We start from the raw sequence: 19985 nt of genomic DNA, 5'->3' as shown, positions 1-19985 counted from the left end.
ACGGATACGGAATCTAGATGGACGACGATAACACTCTCGACCTTTTCACCGAGCCGCCACCACCCGAAGGCGACTTCCTGACGCTCGGAAACTACGCGGAACGCCAGTACCTCGATTACGCGGTGAGCGTGGTCAAGGGCCGCGCGCTGCCTGACGTGTGCGACGGGCAGAAGCCGGTGCAACGACGCATCCTGTTCGCGATGAACGAGATGGGCCTGGGCGACAACGCAAAGCCCGTGAAGTCGGCGCGCGTGGTGGGTGACGTGCTCGGTAAGTATCATCCGCACGGCGACCAGTCGGCGTATGACGCCTTGGTGCGCCTCGCGCAAGACTTCTCGATGCGCTATCCGCTGATCGACGGCCAGGGTAACTTTGGTTCGCGCGACGGCGACGGCGCAGCGGCAATGCGCTACACCGAAGCGCGTCTCACGCCGATCGCGAAACTGTTGCTCGACGAAATCGACCAGGGCACGGTCGACTTCATGAAGAACTACAACGGCGAGTTCGACGAGCCGAGGCAACTGCCCGGGCGTTTGCCGTTTGTGCTGCTGAACGGCGCATCCGGCATTGCGGTGGGGCTGGCAACGGAAATCCCGTCGCACAATCTGCGCGAAGTGGCGGCAGCGGCAGTCGCGATGATCCGCAATCCGAGGATCGAGCACGCCGAGTTGATGCAATACATCGCCGGGCCGGACTTCCCGGGCGGCGGTCAGATCATTTCCAGCGACGCCGAGATTTCCGCGGCGTACGAAAGCGGCCGCGGCAGCCTGAAAGTGCGTGCCCGCTGGAAGATCGAAGAACTCGCGCGCGGTCAGTGGCAACTCGTGATCACCGAACTGCCGCCGAACACGGCAACGCAGAAGGTGCTCGAAGAAATCGAAGAGCAGACCAATCCGAAGATCAAGCTCGGCAAGAAGACGCTCACGCCTGAACAGCTGCAGACCAAGCAGACCATGCTCGCGCTGCTCGACGCCGTGCGTGACGAATCGGGCCGGGACGCGCCGGTGCGCCTGGTGTTCGAGCCGAAGTCGAGCCGCATCGATCAAACTGATTTCGTCAATACGTTGCTCGCGCATACGAGCCTCGAATCGAACGCGTCGCTGAATCTGGTGATGGTGGGCGGCGATGGCCGGCCGCGTCAGAAGAGCGTGAGCGAAATCCTCCACGAGTGGGTCACGTTCCGTTTTGCGACGGTCACGCGCCGCACGCGTCATCGTTTGACCAAGGTCGACGACCGGATTCACATCCTCGAAGGCCGGATGATCGTCTTTTTGAATATCGACGAAGTCATCCGCATCATTCGTGAATCGGACGAACCGAAGGTCGCGTTGATGGCCGCGTTCGGTTTGTCCGATCGCCAAGCCGAAGACATTCTCGAAATCCGCTTGCGTCAGTTGGCGCGGCTCGAGAAGATCAAGATCGAGAAGGAACTGTCCGAACTGCGCGACGAGAAGGGCAAGCTCGAGGAGCTGCTTGGCAGCGAATCGGCGATGAAGCGTCTGCTCATCAAGGAAATCGAAGGTGACGCGAAGCAATACGGCGACGAGCGCCGTACGCTGATCCAGCAGGAAAAGCGCGCGACGTTCGAAGCGCGCGTGGTCGACGAACCGGTTACGGTGGTGGTATCGCAGAGGGGCTGGGTGCGCGCGCTGAAGGGCCACGGTCTGGATGCAGCCGGCTTTACGTTCAAGGCCGGCGACGGGCTCTATGCAGCGTTCCAGTGCCGCACGCCGGACACGCTGGTCGCGTGGGGCAGCAATGGCCGCGTTTATTCGGTGGCGGTTGCGATGCTGCCGGGCGGGCGAGGGGATGGCGTGCCGGTTACGTCGCTGATCGAACTCGAGTCGGGCAGCCATCTGATGCATTACTACTCGGCCTCCGCGGATCAGGCATTGCTGCTCGCATCGGGCAACGGCTTCGGCTTTATCGCCAAGGTCGGCGACATGGTGAGCCGTGTGAAAGCCGGCAAGTCGTTCATGACGATCGACGCAGGTGCCGCGCCGCTCGCGCCGATGCCGATGCTGCCGGATGCAACGCACATCGCGTGTCTGTCTTCGGGCGGGCGCCTGCTGGCGTTCGGCCTCGACGAGATGAAGACGCTTTCGGGCGGGGGGCGTGGCGTCACGCTGATGGCGCTCGACGACAACGAAACGCTGGTGCAGGCGCTGTCCATCAACAAAGCGGGTGTGGTGCTGATCGGCACGCGCCGTGGTGGCCGTATCGACGAAGAGAAACTGAGCGGCGCCACGCTCACACCGCACGTCGGCAAGCGGGCGCGCAAGGGGCGCGCGCCTGAGAGCAAGATGAAGCTCGACAGTATGCGTCCGGTGTTGGCGGCTTGAAAGCGCCATCAGGACGTCATCAGGACGCTGCATAAAAAGCTATTGGAATCTGTTTAAAGCAGGAAAGCGTAGCAACACGGCGTGCGCGTCATTCGCAGATGAAGCGCGCGCCGTGCGTCACAAAAAAACGGGGTGCAGCTGCGTTGCGGCATCGGGCTCGCTGCAATAACAACTACAAAGAATGTCAAGACGCCGTCAAGCCACGGAACTGCACGCATAGCGCGCGGTCGAATGCGCTCAATAGCCGCTGCTAATATCATTCGTAATAGGCGGTGTGGCGTCGTCGGGAGAGGAAAACAAAATGAACAAAGCTGTCGAACTCGCGCTGTTTCTACATCTGCTCGCGGTTGCGGTGTGGGTGGGTGGGATGATATTCGCGCATTTCTGTTTGCGGCCGGCCATTGCCGATCTTTCGCCGCAACTGCGCTTGCCCTTGTGGGAATCGGTGTTCGGGCGTTTCTTCAATTGGGTTGCCGCTGCAGTGCTGGTGATTCTCCTGACCGGCGGATTTTTGCTGATGCAATTCGGCGGCGGTCATGCCACGTGGCCCTTGCATGCCATGGCTGGCCTCGGCATCGTGATGATGCTGATTTTCGGGCACATTCGCTTCGCCGTGTTCCCGCGCATTCGCCGTGCGGTGCAGGCCCAGAAGTGGCCGGACGGCGCGCAGGCAGTCGGCACGATCCGGCGTCTGGTGCTGATCAATATCGTGCTTGGCGTGGTGACAATCGGTGTAGCAGTGCTGTCGCGCGGGTTCTGACAGCTCTGGCTTTACAGCGGGCCGTGGAATGGCGACTCTGAAGCTCTGAAGCTCTGAAGCTCTGAAGCTCTGAAGCGCGTAGAAGGCCTGCTATCAGGCGCGGGCCGCTATACCGCCTACGGCATGGCGCCGCAGGCGAGCCACAGCCCACACACGATTGCCACCGTTCCGTACACCACATAAACCGGCGTCTTGAGCTTGGCGAAGCACATGCCGGAGAACAGCGCGGTCACCAGGTACACGGGTTTGAGTGGCACGTGCCCGGCAATGCGCAGGACGGCCACCGCCAGAAACGCGGTGGTGACCGCGCGCAAAATCCGCATGCCGTGCTCGAAACGCGGATTCGCCTTCAACTGATGGAGATGCCGCTGCGCCAGCACCACCAGGCAACCGGACGGCACAAAAAGCGCGAGCGTAGCAATCAGCGCGCCTGCCCAGCCATCCACCAGATAGCCGAAGAACGGCACCACATTCAACAGTGGTCCGGGCGACAGCGGTGACAGCGAAAACGCCAAGGTGAAGTCGTTATCCGATATGCCGATCGCCGGCGTCACGAACAGCGTCTTGAGCACCGGTAACGCCGAGAAGCCACCGCCGAACAAAGTCATGCCCGCGCCGGCCAGCCGCGGCCACAGGAGTGCCAGTTCGTAGCGATGCGGCAATGGCAGGGCAAACAACACCAGCAATATGCACAGCCCACCCAGCAATTGCCAGTCGCCGCGACCGATCGACACGACCACGCGCGTATTGCGAACCGGACTGAGCAGCCAGCCGGCGCCGAAGGCCGAGCCGAGCATCACGACATAGGCTGCGGGACTGCGTGCATAGAAGAGCGCGATGCAACCTAGCACCGCCGCGATCCATTCGAGCTTGCCGCGCACCAGCGCGCGCGTCTGTTTGTACCAGGTGATCGCGATCAGTGTAGCCAGCACCACGCTGAAGTGATTGAGCAAGGTCTGGGAAGCGGCGGCGCGCACGAGCGGCGTGCGATAGAAAATCGCGAACAGCGTCATCAGCGTGAAAAAGGGCAGCACGCTCGCGATGCCCGCCACCCAGGCACCGGCGCGTCCGCGTAGCGCATGCCCGAGTTGCACGGCGACATTGCAGCCCACCGGCCCGGGCACCATCCAGGCAAGCGCGATCAGATCCGAAAATGCGACGCGCGAGAGCCGTCCCTCGCGCTCTACATAGTGGTTTTCAAGTTGCGCCATCAGCGCGAGGCCGCCCCACGACAGCGCCGATAGGCCGAACACGACCCGGAACAGCGTCCATAGCGGTTCCCGTTCGCCTCGTCTGGCGGCATCCTGGTTTGTGATCGTCTGCATGGCGCCGCGGGCCCCGGTACGCCGGTGGCCCGCCCTTTGGGATCATCGTTGTGTGGTGTTGCGCGGCCGGCAGCCGGCATCGCGCTGTGACGCGGTACAGCGTGAATGTAGCTGGTTTTGCGGTGCTGCGGTTGGATAAGCGCGAGGCATCGCTTACAGGTCGGGAGGCAGTAGGTGGCGCGCCTGTAGCGCACAAGCGCGCCACCAGCGGAGCGCGTTCAGCTATTGGTGCTGGACACGCTGCGGGTGCTGTCGGTTTCATGCACAGGGCGGTGACCCTTCATGCCGCAAACACCGAAGCGTTCGAGCAGCGCCGGGATCGCGTCGACCGGCACCGGGCGCGAGAACAGGAAGCCCTGCGCTTCGATATGGCCGAGCGCGGCAAGCCACGCAATCTGTTCTTCAGTCTCGGTGCCTTCGACCACTACCGTGAGTCCGAGCGAGCGGGCCAGATTGACGATCGCGGTGACCATCACGCAGACGCTGCGGTCGCCGGGAATCGCCTGGATGAACGAACGGTCCACCTTCAGCGTGTCCACCGAGAAGCGGTTCAGGTAGGACAGCGACGAATAGCCTGTGCCGAAGTCGTCGAGCGCGATGCGCACGCCCAGGCGCTTCAGCGCGAAGATCTTCTCCGAGACGAGTTCGGGGTATTCCATCATCGCCGTCTCGGTAATTTCGAGTTCGAGGCGGCGCGCGGAGATACCGCTTTCCTCGATCGCATGCGAGATGGTTTCGTACAGATCCCCGCGCCAGAACTGCACGGCGGAGATGTTCACCGCGAGCGACAGCGTGTCGTAGCCCTGCTGCTGCCACAACGCCAGTTGGCGGCACGCGGTCTCGATCACAAAATCGCCGATGGGCACGATCAGGCCCGTCGATTCGGCGACCGGAATGAATTCGTTCGCCGGGATCAAGCCGTGCTGCGGATGATTCCAGCGCACCAGCGCTTCGAAACCGGTGATGCAGCGGCGTGTCAGATCGATCTTCGGCTGATAGGCGAGAAACAGCTGGCCTTCGGCAAGCGCGACGCGCAGTTGCTGTTCCCACTTCATCAAATGATCCGCGCGGTGCGACAACTGCGGCGAATAGAACTGGTAGCAGTTTTTGCCCGCGTCCTTCGCGCTATACATGGCGAGGTCGGCTTTCTTCAGCAGGTCGATCTCGCTCTCGTTGGCGACCGAGTAGAGGGCGATGCCGATGCTCGCATGCAGCACGAACGAACTGCCGCGCACTTCGAATGGCTTGGCGAACGCTTCCGCCGCCGCTTCGGCGAGTGTGACAGCGCGCTTCTCGACGTCTTCGCCCTTGATCACCACGACGAACTCGTCGCCGCCGATGCGGCTCAACGCGCCACCGTCGCCGACTGCGGTGGCGAGGCGCGAAGCCGTCATCTGCAGCACGATGTCGCCGGCGTTATGGCCTAACGTGTCGTTGACCGTCTTGAAGTTGTCGAGGTCGATGAAGAGAATCGCGAGCCGCCCGAGATTGGAAGGCTGCGCCACGTCATGCCGCAGCGTTTGCAGCGTCGCATAGCGATTACGCAAGCCGGTCAGCAGATCGTACTCGACCAGATGCGTCATCTCGCGCTCGCGTCCGAGCAGCTTGCCGATCAATCCAGTGGCCACCGCGAAGAAGCTCAGCATCGCGAGCGAGATGAAGCCCGCCATCAGCAGATAGACGTTGCGCGTGTGGTTGTAGTCGGCGAATTCTTCGGCTTGCGACAGACCCACCAGTACGCCGAGCGGGTAGCCGTCGATATGCCGGTACGAGACGATGCGCGTGACGTTGTCGATCGAATCGACGTAGGTGCCCGACACATGCTCCGAAGTCGGATACGAGCCGCTCGCCGAGAATGATCCGTTGGCGCTGTCGGCGCTGCCGGTGCGGCGCGCCAACACCGTGCCGTTGTCCGAGATCACCGCTATCACACCTTCACGGCCAATGGCCGCGTTGTTGTAGAAGTCGCTGGTGAAATAGCTCGGGTCTTCGGAAACCACCACGACGCCCGCGAACGAGCCGTCGAGATGATTCAGACGCCGAGTCATCTGCAAGGTCCAGTGGCCGGATATGCGGCCGAGCACGGGCTTGCTGATATACAACTGGTCGTCGTTTTCGTGTTCGTGAACCTTGAAGTGTTCGCGGTCCGATAGGTCGATGTGTTTAGGATTGAGCTCGGCCGTGTTCGCGATCAGCTTGCCGTGCTCGTCGATCAGCGACACCTGCACCAGCGTATCGCTTTGCACCACGCCTTTTTCCACCGTGCTGGCGAGATCGAAATGATTCGGTGTTTTCTCGAATTCGTATTTGACGAAGCGGGTGATCTGGTCGACCTGGTGAATCGCCTTGACCGTGTGCTGCTCCAGCGCCGCGGAGAGAATCGCGGCAGAGGCCATCGCTTCACGATTGGTAGCTTCTTTCTCAACCGACAGACGCGCGAAGATCACGGTCCAAAGCAGGATCAGCACCAGCACGCCGAGTGCCGGAATGGCGAGCAAGGCACGGCGGCGCGACACGGCGGGATCGCGGCGGGGTTTGGCTTCGCGCTGGTCGGAGAAGCGGAACTGGCTCATTAGGTGGCCCGTTCCCTGGTGCCGGCCAGTTGCAACTGCGCGAGCATTGACTGCGCTAATTTCATGGGTGGCTGCATGGTGACCAAGGTGCCGGAACTGCTGCGCAGGGGAAGAGAGCGTGGCGTCGTGCCTGACCATCCGTCTGTCATCGGGTACGTTTCGATATTACTTAATGCCACTGGATTAAGGAAGCGTCCTCGCATCGGGTATACGCGGGCGCGACAGTGCGTCCCAACCGGCTGAATTCGCAGCCGGCGTGGCCAGCCTTGGGGCCGCGGCCCGGCGGTCGTATTCGAGTCATTCATCGGGATCCGGAATTCAGGTGTGCCAAGCCTCTTTTCATGCATCGCGCATTAATCGTGTGGGCGATGCGGCGTTTTGTGATCGGGCGTGGCGGGAAGCGACGAAATACAGGCGGCATTTCGCTGACGGTCGGCGGTCGCTGGCCGGCAATCGAGAGCCGCGCCGTTCATGACAGCCGGAACGTGCCGTCGACGATCGTCACCGATGGTCCACCGATCCACGTCTTGCCGGCCGCGTCGTCGTAGTGCACCGAAACATCGCCGGCACGGCCCAGCACAGTGCCTTGGCGGGCTGTGTAATGTGAGCCGGGGCGCAACTGCTGGGCGCTCAGGAGCCCCGCGAGCGCGGCGTTCGCGCTGCCCGTTACGGGGTCTTCGCCGACGCCGAAGCGGCCGCCCGCCATCAGGCAGCGCACCTCGAAGGTGGCCGGGCCGTCAGCGTCGTGCGGGCCATAGACAGCGAGACCATGGGTGTCCATCGAATGCACGATGTCGGCGAGCGCGGCGGCATCAGGTTCGAGCGCGAGGCAGTCGCGCGCAGAATTGACGCGCACTACGAGCCATGGCGCACCATTGTCGACCGCGCAGGGCGGTGCGCTGAAATCGATCGCGTCACTACGCAAAGCCGTAATCAGTGTCGCGTACTGATCTTGGGGAAGCGCCGTGACGCGCGCGGGCGGCGCGGCGAAAGCCCATCCGCCATGCGTATTGTGGGTCGATCCAGGTTCAGTCAGCGCTTGCAATTCGACGAGACCCACGCCGCATTGCTGCACCAGTTTGCCAGCCTGCTTTGGTTGGTACCCGCTTTCGAGCAACGCATGCGCGGTGCCGAGTGTCGGATGACCGGCGAACGGCAATTCGCCATGCGTCGTGAAGATGCGCACGCGATAGTCGGCGGCTGGGTCGGTCGGCTTCAGCAGGAACGTCGTTTCGGACAGATTGGTCCAGTGCGCGATGGCCTGCATCTGATCCGCATTGAGTGCGTCGGCGTCGAACACGACAGCAAGCGGATTGCCTTTGAACGGCACGGACGTGAACACGTCGACTTGTTTAAAACGAACGGTGTTGACAGGCATCGGGCGAGGTCCGGCGAATCATGCAGATGGGTGGGATTCGCGGATTCTATCTGGTGACAATGGAACGATCTACCTCGCCACAAATGCAAAACGCGCCGCAGGTGGCGGACACCTCGCGACGCGTTCTGTACGCTCAGGACGGCAAGCTTCGGCGAACTGGCCGCCGAAGCTGTCGGCGCGCGTTATTCGACTTCAGCGATCATCTCGATTTCGACGCATGCGCCGAGCGGAATCTGCGCCACGCCGAACGCCGAGCGCGCATGCTTGCCGCGCTCACCAAATACGTCAGCGACCAGTTCGGACGCGCCGTTGGTCACCAGGTGCTGCTCGGTGAACTCGAGCGTCGAGTTGACAAGGCTCATCAGCTTGACGATGCGCGTGACGCGGTTCAGGTCGCCCACATGCGCATGCAGCGTGGCGAGCAGGTCGATTGCGATGGAGCGTGCGGCGACCTTGCCTTCTTCCGTGGTGACCGTGGCGCCGAGCTTGCCGGCCCATACCTTACCGTCCTTCTTCGCAATGTGACCGGACAGGTAAACCGTGTTGCCGCTTTGCGCGCTCATTACATAGGCGGCTGCGGGCGCGCCCGCGCTCGGCAGTTCGATGCCCAGTTCCTTAAGCTTGTCATACACATTCGTGTGAGCCATGGTGTGTCCTTGGTCAGTGGTGGAATTCGGTGGCGCGGGTCGGGATAGCTCAGACCTTCGCGCGGATCAGCGCAGCGAGACGCGACACGCCTTCGTCAATCTTGGCTGGCGGTACCGTGACGAACGACAGGCGCAGCGTATTGTGCTGCGCTTCGTCCGCGAAGAACGGCGCGCCCGGCACGAATGCGACATTCTGCGCGACGGCTTCTTCGAGCAGCTTCATGCTGTCGATCTGTGCGGGCAGTGTGACCCACACGAACATACCGCCTTCCGGACGGTTCCAGCTTACGCCTTCCGGCATGTAGCGTTCGAGCGAGGCGAGCATCGCCGCGCATTGATCGCGATACAGCTCGCGAATGGTTGGCACGTGCGTGTCGAGGAAACCGTCCTTGATCACTTCGTACACGATGCGTTGCGTGAAACTCGGCGTGTGCAGGTCGGTGGCTTGCTTGGCTTGCACGAGTTTGAAGATCAGTTCTTCCGGCGCGATGATGTAGCCGACCCGCAGGCCCGGCGCCAGCACTTTCGAGAACGAGCCGAGATGGACGATGTGATCCGGCGCCATTGAAAGCATGGTCGGCAGCGGCTCACCGGCGTAGTCGAGCGCGCCGTACGGATCGTCTTCGATCACCGGGAACGGCGCGGTCTTCGCAAACGCGGCCAGTGCGCGGCGGCGTTCGATCGGCAGGCGGCGGCCCGTCGGATTCTGGAAATTCGGTTGCGCGTACAGGAGGCGCGCGCCGGCCGTCAGTTCGGGCGTGAGCGCCTCGGGAATCAGGCCGTGCTCGTCGGTCGGCACCTGCACGTAGCTCGGCTCGTACATCGAGAACGATTGCAGCGCGCCGAGGTAGGTCGGCGTTTCGACCAGCACGGGGCTGTCAGGGCACACCAGCACTTTGCCGAGCAGATCGAGTGCTTGCTGCGAGCCGGTCGTGATCAGCACCTGCGAAGGACGAATCTGCGCGCCGTTCACCGAATAGCGTTGTGCGACCCATTCGCGCAGCGGCAGGTAGCCTTCAGTCGCGCTGTATTGCAAGGCCGCGGCGGGCGCGTCGCGCAGAATGCGATCGGATGCTTCGCGCATGCGTTCGGCCGGGAAAGTCGCTGGCGAGGGCAGGCCGCCCGCGAACGAAATGACTTCGGGCCGCTCCGTGACCTTCAGGATCTCGCGGATCGCCGAGCTCGTGAGCTTGCGTGCGCGCTCGGACAGTTGCCACGTGGGGGCTTTCAAGTCGCTTTGGTCCATGGTCTCCTCTGCTGGTATCTCTGGAACCGGTCAAAACTTCAATTATCGCGCGAGTTGGTGACCCGCGCGCGCTGCTTATTTAAGGGTCCGTAGACCGTCGGGTGTTTCAAACTCGGCGACCAGCGCTGCTGCGCCTTCCGTGGGCTTGAGCGCGATCAGGTGCGCCGCGCCCAGCCAATGCAATTGCGCTGCGATTGCGCCGGCTTGCGGATGTGCTGCTTTCAAAGCTTTCAGTACAATGTCCGTTTCCGGCAGGGCCTCCGACGGATGCCGCGGCGTGTCCCACTGGATCAGCGATGGCAGCACGCCGTCGCCGGCGCCTTGCCACGCGGGGAACGCGCCGTCGTCAGAGACTGACAGGCCCCACGTGAAATCGCCGCGCGTCATCGGCACGATCGGCGGGATGCGCTGCGGATACTGCGTCTGCCAAGCCGCGAGCCGCTTCGGACGGTCGACCCGGGCGACCCAGTGCGACAGGTACGGCCCTTTTTCGAGCCGCGTTTGTGTCGCCGGGTCGTCAAGCGCGAACAGGCGGGCACGGGGCGCGGCACCCTCCGCGGTTTCCGCAGCCTGCGGGTCGATCGCGATCACCTCCAGATACACGCCGCCCCACAGGTTCAGCAGGCGATTGTGCGTGCGCATCAGCGGATGCTCGCCGCCGCCCGCCGGTGCGACGCCGAGCGTGTCGGCGACGTACTGCGTACCCTCGTCGAGGGTACGGGCGGAAATCACGAGATGATCGAGACGGAGCGAATGGGCGGTCATGGCGGATCAGGAAAACGGTTTCTGCGGTAAGCCGGAACGCGTGCCGGGTGCGGCAGCAGCGTTGCCGGGTCGTAAGCATAACCGTTTGCCGGGTCGGCGGCCCACGCGGACGAGGTTCGGGCGGGTCTTGCGCGAGGTCGCTCGTGCGCGCTGCAGGCCGCCCGAGCCGCTTCATCATCCGTTGCTTATCTTAAATGTAGTCTTAAATGTAACGGCGGCGACCGGCACAGTAACGGTACAATCGATTCGATACCGTTCGGTACAGTTGGAGCCCTTATGTCCGTCCCCCTTGCCCAGATTCCCACCCCGCACGATACGACCTCGTTGACGCTGGTTGAGCAGCTCGTCCAGTGGGCGCGCCGCCGCATCGAGGAGCGCGTGTTCCGCCCCGGCATGCGGATGCCGTCGATCCGTAAGCTCGCGCTGGACAAAGGCGTGTCGCGCTTCACCGTGGTCGAGGCGTACGAGCGGCTGGTGGCGCAGGGCTATCTGGAGTCGCGGCGCGGCTCCGGTTTCTATGTGCGCGAACGATTGGGCGGCGCGCCCACGGCTGAAATCCGCACGATCGCCGCAGCGGCGCCCGCGCCCGCCACGATCGACGTCGTCTGGCTGCTGCGCAATATGCTGCATACGGGCGCACGCCCCGAGCGCAGCCCGGGCCTGGGCTACCTGCCGGGACGCTGGCTGGACGGCGATCTGATTACCAACGCGCTGCGCACGCTCGGCCGGCAAAGCGGCGCGCAGATGCTCGGCATCGGTACGCCACAGGGCTTTTTGCCCCTGCGCCAGCAGTTGCAGACACGGCTCGAGGAGCTGGAAATCGGCGCTTCGCCGGATCAGGTCGTAATGGTCTCCGGTATCACCCAGGCGATCGACCTGATTTCGCGGATTTACGTGAAGCCGGGCGATGCGGTGATCGTCGGCGATCCGGCCTGGTTTCAGATGTTTGGGCGTTTCGCGTCACAGGGTGCGCGGCTGGTCGGCATGCCGTACACGCCGGACGGCCCGGACCTCGACGCGCTCGAATCGCTCGTGCAGACCTGGCGGCCGAAAATGCTGGTGATCAATTCGGTGCTGCAGAATCCTACCGGCACCTCACTGACGGCCGCGCAGGCATTCCGCATTCTGCGTCTCGCTGAGGCCTACGATTTCATCCTCGTCGAAGACGATATTTACGGCGATCTGTGCCCGCCGAGCTATCCGGGCACGCGGCTCGCGAGCCTCGACCAGTTAAAGCGCGTGATTTACCTGGGCAGCTTTTCGAAGACGCTCGCGCCCAATCTGCGCGTGGGTTTTATCGCCTGCGCGCCGGAAGTCGCCACGGCCGTCAGCGATCAGAAAATGCTGGTCGGCATGACGAGCCCCGAACTGAACGAGCGCGTGCTCTACAAGATTCTCACCGAGGGCCATTACCGGCGGCACGTCGAGCGGCTGCGCGCGCGGCTCGACGGCGTGCGCGAAAAATCCGTGCGAATGCTCGAGAAGACCGGGATGAAGCTGTTTTTGACGCCTACGGCGGGCATGTTCCTGTGGGCCGACACCGGCGTCGACGCGAGCTCGCTCGCGGCCGCTGGTCACGAAGAAGGCTTCCTGCTGACGCCCGGGAGCCTGTTTTCCCCGCTGCAGTCGCCGACCACGTGGATGCGCTTCAATATCGCCAACTGCGGCGATCCCGAGCTGTCGACGTTCCTGTGCCGGTATCTGGACGGCGTCGCGCGGCGCGCCTCTTGAAACCGCGCCGGCTTGCCCCCAATTAGGCGGACAACCCGGCGACACGGCTTCCTGCGGCCCGATGATTCAGTCCGCTGGCGCATAAAAAGTGCCAGTAGCGGCCAAAGTGGCCCGCGGCGCAGCCCGGCGCCATGCCTGATTTGAACCCCCATTCGTAACAGAGAGGAAGTCCGACCATGGCACAAGAAACCATGAGCTTTCAGGCAGAAGTTAAACAACTTCTGCACCTGATGATCCATTCGCTGTACAGCAACAAGGAAATCTTCCTGCGCGAGCTGATTTCGAACGCGTCCGACGCGGCCGACAAGCTGCGCTTCGAAGCGATCGAAAACAGCGCGTTGTACGAAAACGATTCGAATCTGCGGATTCGTGTGTCGTACGACAAGGCCGCGCGCACCATCACGCTCGACGACAACGGCATCGGCATGAGCCGTGACGAAGCGATCGCCAACCTCGGCACGATCGCACGCTCGGGCACCAAGGAATTTTTCGGCAAGCTCTCCGGCGACCAGCAGAAAGATGCAGCGCTGATCGGGCAGTTCGGCGTGGGCTTCTACTCGGGCTTTATCGTCGCGGACAAGATCACGGTCGAAACGCGCCGCGCCGGTTTGCCGGCCTCGGAAGGCGTGCGCTGGGAAAGCGCGGGCGAGGGCGACTTCGCGGTGGAGCAGATCGAACGCGCCGCGCGCGGCACGACTATTACGCTGCATCTGCGTGCCGATGAAGACGAACTGCTGTCGTCGCATCGTCTGAAGTCGATCATCCAGAAGTACTCGGACCACGTCGCGCTGCCGATCCTGATGGCGAAGGAAGAGTGGGACGCCGAAAAGAGCGAGATGGTCACGAAGGACGAGGACGAGACCGTCAACCAGGCGAGCGCGCTGTGGACCCGTTCGAAGAACGACATCACCGAAGAACAGTACAAGCAGTTTTACCAGCACCTCTCGCACGATCATCAGGATCCGCTGACGTGGACGCATAACCGTGTCGAAGGCCGCAGCGAATACACGCAACTGCTGTACGTGCCGGCGCACGCACCGTTCGACATGTTCAACCGCGATCATCGAGGCGGCCTCAAGTTGTACGTGAAGCGCGTGTTCATCATGGACGACGCTGAACAACTGCTGCCGGCGTATCTGCGGTTCGTGAAGGGTGTGGTCGACTCGGCTGATTTACCGTTGAACGTGTCGCGCGAAATTCTCCAGGAAAGCCGCGACGTGAAGGCGATCCGCGAAGGCGTGACCAAGCGTTCGCTGTCGATGCTCGAAGAATTGGCGAACTCGGAGAACGACGCCGATAAGGAAAAGTACGCCGGCTTCTGGAAGGAATTCGGTCAGGTGCTGAAGGAAGGCATCGGCGAAGACTTCGCCAATCGCGAACGTATCGCGAAGCTGGTGCGCTTTGCGTCGACGCATACGGAATCACCGGAGCAGACCGTGTCGCTCGCCGACTACGTCGCACGGATGAAGCCTGAGCAAACGAAGATCTACTACGTGACCGCCGACACCTGGCAGGCAGCGACCCACAGCCCGCATCTCGAAGTGTTCCGCAAGAAGGGCGTGGAAGTGCTGCTGCTGACCGATCGCGTCGATGAATGGATGCTGTCGTTCCTGAACGAATTCGACGGCAAGCCGCTGCAAAGCGTCGCGCGCGGCGATCTCGATCTGGGTGCCCTGAACGACGAGGAAAAGCAGGCGCAGGAGAAGGTCGGCGAAGAGTTCAAGCCGCTCGTCGACAAGATGAAAGAAGCGCTGAAGGACAAGGCCAAAGATGTGCGCTTGACGTTCCGCCTGACCGATTCGCCGTCCTGCCTCGTGGCGGATGATGGCGAAATGAGTGGCTATCTGCAGCGTATGCTGAAGGCCGCGGGTCAGGACGCGCCATCGTTCCATCCGATTCTCGAAGTGAATCCGGAGCACGCGCTGGTGAAGGGCTTGCACGCAGACGGTGCGAATTTCGACGACTGGTGCCATCTGCTGTTCGACCAGGCGCTGCTCGCTGAAGGTGGCGCGCTGGAAGATCCGGCTAGCTTCGTGAAGCGTACCAACGCGTTGTTGCTGGCGCGCGCGGGTTGAGTTTTCGGGTTTGAGTTGAGACTTGAACGGCGTCGCTTCGACGCTTGTGATTGAAAAATGCGCTGCTTCGGCAGCGCATTTTTTTTGCCCTGCGTCTTATCGCCCGACTGCGCGGCGAAGGTTTTGCGCAGGGACCCGGATGAGCCGCGGATAGGTTCTAGTGCGCGGACGCTTGCCCGTGCAAATGACGCACTTGCGAAAGCACGGAGCCGGCCAGTTCCTTTGCTTCGATGCAGGAATGATGATCGGCCAGTACTTTCGCGGCGAGACTGCCGATCGCCGTGCTGGTCTGTTTAGACGTGTGGTGCTGCGCGAGCGCAGAACCGGCGAGTTCCTTTTCCTGATACAAGGCGCCCGGGCGCCGCAAAACGACCGCAGCCAGATGTGCGATGCGGTCGGAAGTTTCTTTCGAGTTCGTAGTATTCAACCGTTACTCCTATTCGTTTGTTGTTGATCCGGACGATCTAGAGCGCCGCTATAGGTCGACCGAAAAATAATTATGGTTAACTAATCAAACCTATTCAACAAAACTAAATTGAGATTGATTTATGGGATGTGAAAGCACGCATTTGTCTTATGCTCGCGTGATCGAAATTCGGATGAGTAAAGGATTATTGGCAATCTTTAAGCCCTTTATGCGCCGAGTCTTATTTCTGCGATTGCGCGTTCCTGCGTGCGACAACCTTTCTATATTCCTATGTCCGATCCCACTTTGGTGAAACCCACTGATCCTGTGTATCTGCTGTGGTCGATTTTGCGTGAGCAAGGCTTCGACGCCGCCGAGCGACGCGTTCTCGAACTCATTGCCGAGGGCATCACGCCGCAATTGCACGCCGACCTGTGCGCGAGCGCGGGGCGTTTTGAAGCGGCGTATCACAGTGCATCGCAAGCGCAGGTGACAGGGAACGGTGAGCGTCACGCACGGGTGGCACTCTTCGCCGACGCACTCGGCCGCGCCGAGGTTGCGCAGCGCAGCAGCGAGTTGGCGGTAACTGCGCGGCCCTTGGCTGCGACGGTCGAATGGATCGCCTGGTTGATCGACCACTGCGGTGCCCATTCAGCGGCGGTGTACATGTTGCGTGCCTATGAGCGGCACGCGCCGCACGACGCGCTCGCGCCGTGGTGGCTGGCGATTTCGCTAGCAGCGCTTCCGGACGCGGCCGTGCGAACTGAGCGTCGCGCCGCATTGTTGCGAGCCTACGCACTCGATCCGGCGATTCATCCCGCGTTGCCATTGCAACTCACGCTGGCGTTTCGGGAGATACGCGATTGGTCCACGGTCGAACGCGTGTGTCGCGAGATGCTCGCGCGCAATCCGGTTGATGCCGAGATGGCCTGGCAACTGAGCCACGCGCAATGGCAGTGCGACGACGCCGCTGCGGCGGAGGCCACCATGCGTGCTGTCGATCTCGCCGCACCGGGTAATGCAGCGGTGCTGGCTGCAATCGGCATGTATCTCGCCGAGCAGGCACGCTTTGACGACAGCGAAGCGGCGCTGCATGCCGCGCTTGTCATCGATCCTTCAGCAGCACAAGCGGCCGTCGATCTGGCCGACCTCGAATTGCGACGCGGTGCCTGGTCGACCGCATGGCCGCGCTTCGAGGCGCGGCTTGCGCGTGACGACCGCGAGCCGAATAACGTCGTGACCGTTATGGGCATGTTGGGACCACGCTGGCAAGGTGAGCCGCTTGCCGGCAAGACGCTGGTGGTGCACAGCGAACAGGGCAATGGCGATGACATCCACATGGTTCGATTCGTCCCGGCGCTGGCGGCGCGGGTGCGCGATGAAGGTGGCCGATTGGTTCTGGCGGTGCGTCGTCCGTTGCTGGGTTTGTTGAGACGGTTTTACGCCGACTGTGTAGCGATCGAAGACGGTATTGGCTGCAAGGCCGACTTCGTTTTACCGATGATGACCATGCCGCATAAGCTGGAACTATTGCCCGATCAGGTGAGCGGTGCACCGTATCTGTACGCGGATGACGCCAATGTGGCGATCTGGCGCGAGCGGGTGAGCGCATGTGCGGAGAACGCAGCGCTGCATATCGGGCTCGTGTGGTCCGGCAGTCCGACGCATCGGCGCGACGCGAAACGATCGATTCCACTTGCGGCGCTGGATCCGGTGCTGGCGCTACCTGGGGTTGTGTTCCATCCGCTGACGCCAGGCCGCAGTGCGGACGTGGCGGCTTTGATGGCGCATGGCTATCGCATTCATGACCTGACTGGATATTACGAATCCGGTTTCGACGACGTTGCCGCGCACCTTACAGCGCTCGACGCACTGTTGACCATCGACAGCGCGCCTTTGCATTTAGCCGGCGCATTGGGGCGCCCGGTGCTGGCAATGCTGGATCATGTGTCGCACTGGTCATGGGGCAATGAGGAGGCGCAACCCTGGTATGACTCCCTCGAGTTGTTCAGACAGCCAGGCCCGGGTGTGTGGACGCCGGTGATTGAGCGCGTGGTGGACCGCCTGAAGGCGATGGCACTTTGTCGTGCGTAGATCCAGTTGGAAAGAACGTCCTTTCGAACGTAAGTAATCGACATCAATATCAATGCACCACCCAAACCGCTTATCTGGTCATCTGTCAGTCGACATGCAAAACTTTGACACGCTGTCCGCACAGGCCGATGCCTCTTTCGCAGCGGGGCAAATACACGAAGCGATGCTCGAGTACCAGCGGCTGTTGGACCAACAACCGCGAAATGCCCACGCGCTTCATCGGATGGGGCTAGCCTGCTTTCGCGTGGATCAACCCGAACGTGCCCGACATTACCTGGATCAGGCGCTGACCGCCGCTCCTGAGCGCGCGGACATCTGGGAGCATCGAGGCCTGCTTGCCGCGATGCAGGGTGACCAGATGGCCGCTGAGGCGTTTTATCATCGCGCGCTTACTCTCGCTGGCAGCACCGCGAGCCTGCATCGAAACCTGGCCGATTGTCTGAAGCTGTCCGGTCGTCTTGCTGAGGCACGGACTCACTACGTCAGGGCGCTCGAACTCGATCCGGGATTGTGTCATGCCGTACGCGCCCTGGCGAGAGTCAGCACGGAATTGGGACAGTTCGCCCACGCCGCGGATTATTGGCTGCACGCATGGGCACTCGACTCGACACAAATGTCCGACGCAGTCGAGTTAATCACTGCCATGTCGAAAGCCGGACACGACGCACAAATCGATACTATGCTTGCGGAGCTTTGCACCCGCTTCGCAACCGATGTCGCGGCGCTGGAACAATTGGCCTTTGCATTGAATGGCACGCATCGCTTCAGAGATGGCATTAGTGTGGCAGTTCAAGGGCTCGCCATCGATCCCCGGAATGCCGGCTTGCATCACAACGCGTCGTACGCGTTCAATATGCTCGGGGAATTTTCTTCCATGCAACGGCATACTATCGAGGCTGCGAGGCTGATGCCCGATCACGCCGGGATCCAGTTCAATCTCGCGGCAACGCAACTGCGTTTCGGCGACTTCGAGCAGGGCTGGAAGCAATATCGATGGCATGAAGCGCTGCCGGAAAACCACGATCTTGTTCGTCCCGATTTTCCCGAATGGAAAGGAGAGCCGTTGGCGGGACGTCGCTTCCTGCTTATCGGTGAGCAAGGGCTTGGTGATCAGCTCCAGTTCCTGCGTATGGCTGACTGGTTGCATCGGCAGGGCGCGATCGTCGACGTGTGGGTCGAGGTTCCGCTAGGCGAATTGGCGCGTAATGCCGCGGGAGTGCATGCAGCATGGGTATCTGCGCCGCGGGGCCCATACGACTACTGGTGCCGGATGCTCAGGATGCCGGAGTATATGAAGCTGGACTTGTCGATGCTACCTGTCGCGATGCCGTATCTGGCAGCGGAGCCAGCGAAGGTTCGGCGCTGGCAAGCCCGCCTCGACGAGATTGATCCAGTGGATGTGCGCGGCAAGTCCAGAAAACGCGTCGGGATTGTCTGGGCGGGCAATCCGGATTATGGGCTTGACCGCTATCGGTCGATTCAGTTGAGCAGTTGGCGGGGAGTCCTGGAGCAGCTTGGTACGACGTGGTTTTCGCTGCAAAAGGGTGGCGCGCAAATTGAAGCGGCAGCGTTGTCCACGGATATCGATCTGCACATGCTGGGGCCGGAAATCAACAGTTTTTCCGATACGCTGGCGATTGTCCAGACGCTCGATCTGGTGATTACCGTCGACACGGCGGTCGCGCACCTGGCCGGAGCGTGCGCCACACCGGTCTGGGTCCTGTTGCCCACTTGCACCGATTGGCGGTGGATGGTCGAGCGTGACGATAGCCCGTGGTATCCGTCTGCGCGGTTGTTCAGGCAGAGGGAGCTTGGTCGATGGGAAACGGTGATGGATGACGTGGCAAATGCACTACAGGAATACGTGGCTGCCTGAATCGGGGCGCGCCGAAAACGCCCCCGATTTCTCATCTACGAATGATCTGCAGCGGCCAGCATCTACTTTCGTCCCATCAACGTATCCATCGTCTCACCACGCACGACGATCTCGGTGCGGCGGTTCAGCGTGCGCCCTTCGGGCGTGTCGTTGGTTGCCACCGGATTGTTGTACGCATAGCCCTTCGTGCGAATCCGGTTCAACGCTACGCCACGCGCCACTAGCGCGTAGCCTACTGCAGTGGCGCGTGCTTCCGAAAGCTGCTGGTTATAGTCGAGCGTGCCGACGTTGTCCGTGTATCCCTCCACCAGCACGGGCTTCTTGCTGCGGTTGAGGAGAACAGCGGAGCGGTTGATCACCGCGACCGCGTCGCCGCGCACTTCAGATTTGCCGAATTCGAACAACGCGGATTCGGGCAGTTTGACTGAAACGCCGTTGGCGACCGGCGTCACCTCGATACCGACCGCCTTGTTTAACGATGTTTCAGTATCGCGGTTCAGCGGGGCTGTGCAACCAGCCATTAGCAGGACAGACATCGTGCAAGCAGTTGCGCCCAGGAACATTCTCATGTTTCTTCTTTCTCCTTTCAATATCCGATCACATGGCACGCCCTTCAATCGCGGGCGGACCGCCGACTTCGTTAAGCACGAAGGTTGTATCGCGCGTTATAGGCAGAGGAGAATCGGATCTATCTGAAATCGGTCATGTGACTAAGGCGGCCCCGCATCCACGTGGTTAGTAGCAGAACTTCCTGACGGAGGGAGGGA

The 19985-nt window shown here is 61.8% G+C and carries 14 protein-coding genes; 6 read left to right on the top strand and 8 right to left on the bottom strand.

Annotated features, from left to right (window positions below):
- The first annotated feature begins 17 nt into the window (after nt 1-17).
- Both parC and PQQ52_RS17805 read left to right on the top strand, forming a co-directional pair.
- The gene (gene parC / locus PQQ52_RS17810) at nt 18-2342 is read left to right on the top strand and encodes a DNA topoisomerase IV subunit A (RefSeq protein ID WP_408213802.1); all 2325 of its coding nucleotides are present in this window, start codon (nt 18-20) and stop codon (nt 2340-2342) included.
- 301 nt (nt 2343-2643) lie between these two features.
- Nucleotides 2644-3102, top strand: coding sequence for a CopD family protein (locus tag PQQ52_RS17805; RefSeq protein WP_408213800.1), 459 nt, complete (start codon nt 2644-2646; stop codon nt 3100-3102).
- Between the two features lie 116 nt (nt 3103-3218).
- On the opposite strand, the gene PQQ52_RS17800 is transcribed toward PQQ52_RS17805, so the two are convergent.
- From PQQ52_RS17800 to PQQ52_RS17775, 6 genes are all read right to left on the bottom strand, one after another.
- Complete coding sequence (locus PQQ52_RS17800; RefSeq protein ID WP_408213798.1) at nt 3219-4427, bottom strand: chromate transporter; 1209 nt, start codon at nt 4425-4427, stop codon at nt 3219-3221.
- A gap of 218 nt (nt 4428-4645) precedes the next feature.
- Nucleotides 4646-7000 (bottom strand): bifunctional diguanylate cyclase/phosphodiesterase, encoded by a 2355-nt coding sequence (locus PQQ52_RS17795; protein WP_408213795.1) that lies wholly within the window; start codon nt 6998-7000, stop codon nt 4646-4648.
- A 469-nt stretch (nt 7001-7469) separates the two neighbouring features.
- On the bottom strand, nt 7470-8378 hold the full coding sequence (locus tag PQQ52_RS17790) for a PhzF family phenazine biosynthesis protein (RefSeq protein WP_408213792.1): 909 nt from the start codon (nt 8376-8378) through the stop codon (nt 7470-7472).
- Between the two features lie 182 nt (nt 8379-8560).
- Nucleotides 8561-9025 (bottom strand): RidA family protein, encoded by a 465-nt coding sequence (locus tag PQQ52_RS17785; RefSeq protein ID WP_408213790.1) that lies wholly within the window; start codon nt 9023-9025, stop codon nt 8561-8563.
- Nucleotides 9026-9074: 49 nt separating this feature from the next.
- The gene (locus PQQ52_RS17780) at nt 9075-10271 is read right to left on the bottom strand and encodes an aminotransferase-like domain-containing protein (RefSeq protein WP_408213787.1); all 1197 of its coding nucleotides are present in this window, start codon (nt 10269-10271) and stop codon (nt 9075-9077) included.
- A 75-nt stretch (nt 10272-10346) separates the two neighbouring features.
- Nucleotides 10347-11036 carry a VOC family protein gene (locus tag PQQ52_RS17775; protein ID WP_408213784.1) on the bottom strand — a complete coding sequence of 230 codons (690 nt, stop codon included), beginning with the start codon at nt 11034-11036 and terminating at the stop codon, nt 10347-10349.
- Nucleotides 11037-11312: 276 nt separating this feature from the next.
- Here PQQ52_RS17775 and PQQ52_RS17770 point away from each other — a divergent pair, with 276 nt between their 5' ends.
- Both PQQ52_RS17770 and htpG read left to right on the top strand, forming a co-directional pair.
- A complete protein-coding gene (locus PQQ52_RS17770) occupies nt 11313-12767 on the top strand; it encodes an aminotransferase-like domain-containing protein (RefSeq protein ID WP_408213781.1) in 1455 nt (484 codons plus the stop codon).
- A gap of 176 nt (nt 12768-12943) precedes the next feature.
- Complete coding sequence (gene htpG / locus PQQ52_RS17765; protein WP_408213778.1) at nt 12944-14842, top strand: molecular chaperone HtpG; 1899 nt, start codon at nt 12944-12946, stop codon at nt 14840-14842.
- A 157-nt stretch (nt 14843-14999) separates the two neighbouring features.
- Here the strand turns inward: htpG and PQQ52_RS17760 are convergent, their stop codons facing one another.
- Nucleotides 15000-15269 (bottom strand): hypothetical protein, encoded by a 270-nt coding sequence (locus PQQ52_RS17760; RefSeq protein ID WP_408213775.1) that lies wholly within the window; start codon nt 15267-15269, stop codon nt 15000-15002.
- A gap of 270 nt (nt 15270-15539) precedes the next feature.
- Here PQQ52_RS17760 and PQQ52_RS17755 point away from each other — a divergent pair, with 270 nt between their 5' ends.
- Entirely contained in the window at nt 15540-17342 is a 1803-nt protein-coding gene (locus PQQ52_RS17755) for a hypothetical protein (protein WP_408213773.1), read from the top strand.
- A gap of 52 nt (nt 17343-17394) precedes the next feature.
- The gene (locus PQQ52_RS17750) at nt 17395-19218 is read left to right on the top strand and encodes a tetratricopeptide repeat protein (RefSeq protein WP_408213770.1); all 1824 of its coding nucleotides are present in this window, start codon (nt 17395-17397) and stop codon (nt 19216-19218) included.
- 62 nt (nt 19219-19280) lie between these two features.
- Here PQQ52_RS17750 and PQQ52_RS17745 read toward each other — a convergent pair whose 3' ends face one another.
- Entirely contained in the window at nt 19281-19787 is a 507-nt protein-coding gene (locus PQQ52_RS17745; protein ID WP_408213767.1) for an OmpA family protein, read from the bottom strand.
- Nucleotides 19788-19985 lie beyond the last annotated feature (198 nt).

The sequence above is a fragment of the Paraburkholderia sediminicola genome (genome assembly GCF_046030555.1).
Taxonomy (GTDB): domain Bacteria; phylum Pseudomonadota; class Gammaproteobacteria; order Burkholderiales; family Burkholderiaceae; genus Paraburkholderia; species Paraburkholderia sediminicola_E.
This window is presented reverse-complemented; position numbering and strand designations above follow the sequence as displayed.